The organism is Chitinophaga sp., assembly GCF_035564935.1.
GTDB lineage: Bacteria > Bacteroidota > Bacteroidia > Chitinophagales > Chitinophagaceae > Chitinophaga.
In genome coordinates, this window is record NZ_DATMTE010000672.1 from 1 (window position 1) to 5,186 (window position 5,186).

At 48.7% G+C, this 5,186-nt stretch carries 3 protein-coding genes and 1 pseudogene; 1 reads left to right on the plus strand and 3 read right to left on the minus strand.

Annotated elements, in window-relative coordinates; translation table 11 throughout:
- On the plus strand, window positions 1-1,006 hold a 1,006-nt coding region (locus VN105_RS17340; protein WP_325642792.1), incomplete at its 5' end, for a YXWGXW repeat-containing protein.
- A 350-nt stretch (window positions 1,007-1,356) separates the two neighbouring features.
- Here the strand turns inward: VN105_RS17340 and VN105_RS17345 are convergent.
- The 3 genes and pseudogenes from VN105_RS17345 to VN105_RS17355 form a co-directional block, all read right to left on the minus strand.
- A complete protein-coding gene (locus VN105_RS17345; RefSeq protein ID WP_325642793.1) occupies window positions 1,357-2,478 on the minus strand; it encodes a TlpA disulfide reductase family protein in 1,122 nt (373 codons plus the stop codon).
- Window positions 2,479-2,497: 19 nt separating this feature from the next.
- Window positions 2,498-3,865: a RagB/SusD family nutrient uptake outer membrane protein gene (locus tag VN105_RS17350; RefSeq protein ID WP_325642794.1), complete on the minus strand. Its 1,368-nt coding sequence runs from the start codon at window positions 3,863-3,865 to the stop codon at window positions 2,498-2,500.
- 22 nt (window positions 3,866-3,887) lie between these two features.
- Window positions 3,888-5,186 (minus strand): annotated as a pseudogene (locus VN105_RS17355) (SusC/RagA family TonB-linked outer membrane protein); the annotation flags it as partial.

The window sequence follows — 5,186 nt, forward strand, 5'->3', positions numbered from 1 at the left end:
AAAAAGCAGCACCTCCCCCGTTTTAAACCTTTCTATCTTTTTCAAGGTCAAAGGAAAGGAAAACCATAAACACATGAAAGCGATAGGAAAATTTTGTTTGGCCGGCCTTTTCATCATATTCTTAACCTCGTCAGCCACATACGCCCAGGTTAGTTTAAGCGTGGGTATATCCGTGCATACCGCACCACCTCCGTTACCTGTTTATACCCAACCGCCATGCCCCGCTGATGGGTATCTCTGGACACCAGGCTATTGGGCCTATGGCCCCAACGGATATTATTGGGTGCCAGGCGTATGGGTGCGGCCGCCGCAACCAGGCTTTTTATGGACCCCTGCCTATTGGGGTTTTGAAGGAGGTGTGTATGGCTTCCATGCCGGCTACTGGGGACCTCACATCGGGTTCTACGGAGGCATCAACTACGGTTACGGCTATAGTGGCTCCGGATATGCAGGTGGCAGATGGAGCGGCGGCAGGTTCCAGTATAACTCCGCCGTTAACAATGTGAACACCAGCATTATTCATAACACCTACGTTAACAACACCGTTATTAATAACACCAGGGTGACTAACCGCAGCAGCTTTAACGGCGCGGGCGGCGTTAATGCACGACCTAATCAACAGGAATTATCAGCTATGCGCGAGCGTCATCAGCAAGCAACGGCCATGCAAACCAATCATCAGCAAATGATGAGCAGAGACAGGCATCAGCTGGCGAGTGTGAACCATGGGAGCCCTGTTGCGGTGCGACATTTCAATAACAATGGAGCCGGCCATGCGGAACGGTCTTCTGTTCAACAGGTACACCGGCCAATGGCCATGCAGCATGCAGAACGGTCTTCTGCTCAACAGGCACACCGGCCGATGGCCATGCAGCAAAATGTTCATCATGATAGCCGGCCGGCTTTTCAAAGCAGACCACGCGGAAATGGTGGTTTTGGCGGACGCGGAGAGATACAGCGGGGCGGGCATTCGGAAGGCAGGCCTGGAGGGCATAGAAGAGGGTGAGGAAGTATCATGATATCGTAAGGTAGCTGAGCAGCAGTTATATGAACGACCACTAAAACGTGATGGAGGCACTAGCGTTGAAGTCTTTTTAGCCGGCAGCCATAAGCAGAAGTATCATATTAACCCGCTAGTATATGGAAATTTAAATGTCAAGGCGGAATTATCCAAACCCATAAGAGAAGGGAAAATATACGCTTCGCAATGGGTTATTAAAACTTTATGCTAAAACTAAACATCAGGCTATTGCATACATGTAAAAGTCATCGTTGTGTGATTAAAAAGAAATATAATACTAATAAAAGAAGGTGTACCATCTCCGGTACACCTTCTTCATCTTCCCCAAAAAAATCCTACTTCTTCCCCACCAACTCCTCAATCTTATTATACAACTCCGCTCCTTTCAAGCCACGTGCAATCACCCTACCCTGTTCATCGAGCAGGAAGTTGTCCGGAATCCCCTGTATACCAAAGAACTTCGCTACGGGTTCATCCCATTTCTGCAAACCGGAAACATGATGCCAGGGCATGCCATCCTTGATAATAGCGGCTTTCCAGCGACTGGCATTATCATCCAGCGATACGCTGATGATGTCAAAACCTTTTTCATGGAATGCGTTAAATGCTTTTACTACGTTAGGATTTTCCGCACGGCAGGGCGAGCACCAGCTGGCCCAGAAATCAACCAGCGTTACTTTGGCATGTTGTACCACATCGTTTAAGTGTACTTCTTTACGCGCAGTATCCAGCGAGGTAAAGGAAGGCATTACTACGCCAGTAAGTGTTTTCTTTGCTGTTTCCAGTCGGCTGGCAAAATCTTTCCCCAATGGCGTTTGCTTTACTGCGGGCGATAGCTTTTCAAACAACGGCGCCGTTTTCTGAAACTGCATGGTGTTGCCGGCTATCAGATTCAGTGCTTCGAGCGATATAAATGAAGCCGGATGCGCTTTAATAAACCGGGTACGCACCGCTTCCATGGAATCAATACAGGCCCGGTATTCTTTTTCCAGCGCCGCAAATGCAGGCGTTTTACGTTGATCCACTGGCGTAGCCATTGCTTCCATTCTGATAGCGATCAGGCGTTTAAACGCAGGAGCAATGGCGTTCTCCAGCTCCCGGTAGTCGGCATTCACACTCCCTGAAGTGATGGTACTGTTACGAAGCGAATCTTTTGCACGGAGTACAATGTTGCCTTCTTCCAGGTAGAACCGGTAGTTGTCACGGATCTCCGTTCGCTTAATGGGCTTCTGCAGGGAGATGTATGTTAATACCGGCTGGCTGATAGTTCCACTGAATTGAAAGCGTCCATCTATCGCCACTGTGGAATCCGCCATTTGTTTATTGTCTGTAAGATAATGGATGAATACAGAGTCTTTCCCCTTCCATTCCTTTATTTCTCCTTTCAGGAGAAAAGAATGCTGTTGGGCTATTGCGAAACCGGGGAATAATATTAAAGCGCTTAAAATATTTTTCATAAGATGTTTCTTTAGTTGATTACTCATAACCTTCGTTCTGTGTAAGATTCGGATTCTTCTGCCTGTCGTCTAAAGGAATGGGGAGCAGGATGGCTTCTTTACGCCACCGCGGTTTCCGTACGCTGTACAGTGCATCCGCCTGCCCGGTACGTTTCACATCAAACCAGCGATGTCCCTGTTCACCAAACAGTTCTGTCATCCTTTCCTTATAGATCAGCTGTAACAAAGCATCCTTTGCAATGCCCGGGTTTACGTTTGCCACTACGGGAAGGCCTGCACGTTTACGTATTACATCTATATCGGCAATGGCGTCTGCCAGCTTGTTCTGCTGCGCCCTGGCTTCTGCGCGGATCAGGTATTGCTCTGCCAGGCGGAACATCACCACAGCTTCGCCGATACCGCTATCTATCGCTTTGTATTTATAATAAGCCGTATCGCCATTGGATGCCTGCAGTGTCCACGAAGCAAGGCGCTGATCCCCTGTTTCAAATGCTTTTGCCAGCCAGGTGGTGAAGCGGTAATTGGGATTGGTGGCCTTGCCTGTCATGCGGCCGCCTTCTATGGTGTAGATATTGGTACCTGCATTGGCAAACTGGAAGATGGCTTCCTTTGATGTAAGCAGGAATACGTTATTCAGTGATTCCATAGTATAAGGACCGGCGCCTATTACGGCAGTGGCCTGTTTTTCGGCTTCCACCCAGTTTTTACGATACAACTGTACCCTGGCCAGCAAGGCGGTGGCGGTCCATTTGTTGACGCGGATCCGCTTACCTGCAGCTGTATATGCGGCGCCTGCGTTTTCCTGTGCATAGGCCAGGTCGCTCAGTATAAGCTCATATACCTTATCTGCCGGAGTGCGTGGCAGCAGGGCGTTCACGCGGTAGTCGGATGTTACCGGCATAGGCACGTCGCCAAATGAATTGACTAAATAAAAGTAGCAATAGGCACGGAGAAAATGTGCTTCTCCCAGCAACTGCTGTTTCACGGGAGCGCTCACACCAGGCGCTCCTTTTACATTTTCCAGCAATACATTTACCTGGTACAGGGTGTTATACAAACCTGTCCATATAGCGCTTACACCACTGGAACCTGCAGTAAGGTTATTGTCTGCAAACGCCTGGTTATCGTCGTTGTAGGAAACGGATTTCAGTTCATCGGAGGCAAGGCCCAGGCAGGAAGAGAACACCCCGCTGAAAGGGCCGCTGCCCAATACATTCTGGGTACTGGCATAAATACCCCGCATCGAGGAATTTGCTTTTTCATCATCGGCAAAAGCGGCGGCGGTGCTTATCTGGCTGTTGGGAAGTGCTACGTCTACAAACTTGTTGCATGAAGTGCCCAGCATCAGCGCGGCCAGTAAAAATTTATAGGAAGAATTGATGTTCATGTTATTCGCTGTTAAAATGATTTTAGAAACCTACCTGTACACCAGCGGTGATAGTACGTAACGGCGGTAGCCTGTTCAACCATGCTGTTTCAGGATCTACCACTTTCATGGGCGTCCAGGTGAGGAGGTTCTGGGCAAGACCGTATACTCTTAAACTGCTGATCTTCGCTTTCTTCAGCCATGCTGAAGGCAGATCATAGGAAAGAGAAATATTTTTCAGACGCAGGAAGGAAGCGTTGCCGTAACGGAGATCGGAATAGTAGGCGGCGTTCCAGCCGGACAGGGAGTTAGACGCCCCGCTGTTAGCCGTTACCAGTTTCTGAAAAGCAGCGTCATCACCAGGTTGCTTCCATGTATCCAGCGCGATATAAGGCAGGTTCTGCATACCGCCCGCAGGCATATAAGTAAATCCGGATGTCATATACGACATCCAGTTCACGCCTGTTTGTTTGGTAAACTGTAAAAGGAAATCGAGGGTAACGCGTTTAAAACGGATGGTGTTGGTCATACCACCATAAGATTGCGGATCGGTATCAAACACCGGCTGCAGATCGCCTCCCTTGGTGCTGGCGGTTACCTGGAAGGTACCGTTCTTGTTAAGATCTTCTACCGTATACAAACCGGTGTTGGGATCAATGCCGGCATATTTGGCAATGTACACCAGGTTCAGCGACCGGCCTATCTGGTAGGAAGAAGCATAAGAAGTTTGATCCAGTCCGTCGAAACGCAGCAATTTATTATCAGGAACCGTGAGATTGAAATGGGTAACCCATTCAAAGTTCTTAGTGCGGATATTATTGCTGGTAAACGTAAATTCAAACCCGCTGTTCTGTACCAGTACACCGGCAAGATTAGCGGTGATAGTGCCGAAGCCGGTAGTACCGGGCAAGGGGTACTGTACCAGCGGATCGCTGGACCGGTTACGGTACCACGCTGCCGAAAACAGGATCCTGTCTTTCAGAAAACCTGTTTCCAGCGCTACTTCCAGTTTCAGGTTCTTTTCCCAGTGCAGGTCGGGCTTAAATAAGGCGGAAGGAGTAAAAGCAGTTTGATTATCGTATGTGGGATAAAAAATATAGGAAGTATAAGCATCCAGGTATTTATAATCCCCGATCTTATCGTTACCGGTAATACCATAACTGGCACGCAGTTTCGCAAAGCTGACTGCCGGGAGCGCCTGCATGAATGGTTCGCTGGAAACGAGCCATGCACCCCCTACCGCACCAAAATTGGAGAAACGGAAGTTAGGTCCGAAACGGCTGGAGCCATCCCTCCTGCCGGAAAAGTTCAGGATATATTTATCATCATAATTATAATTAAC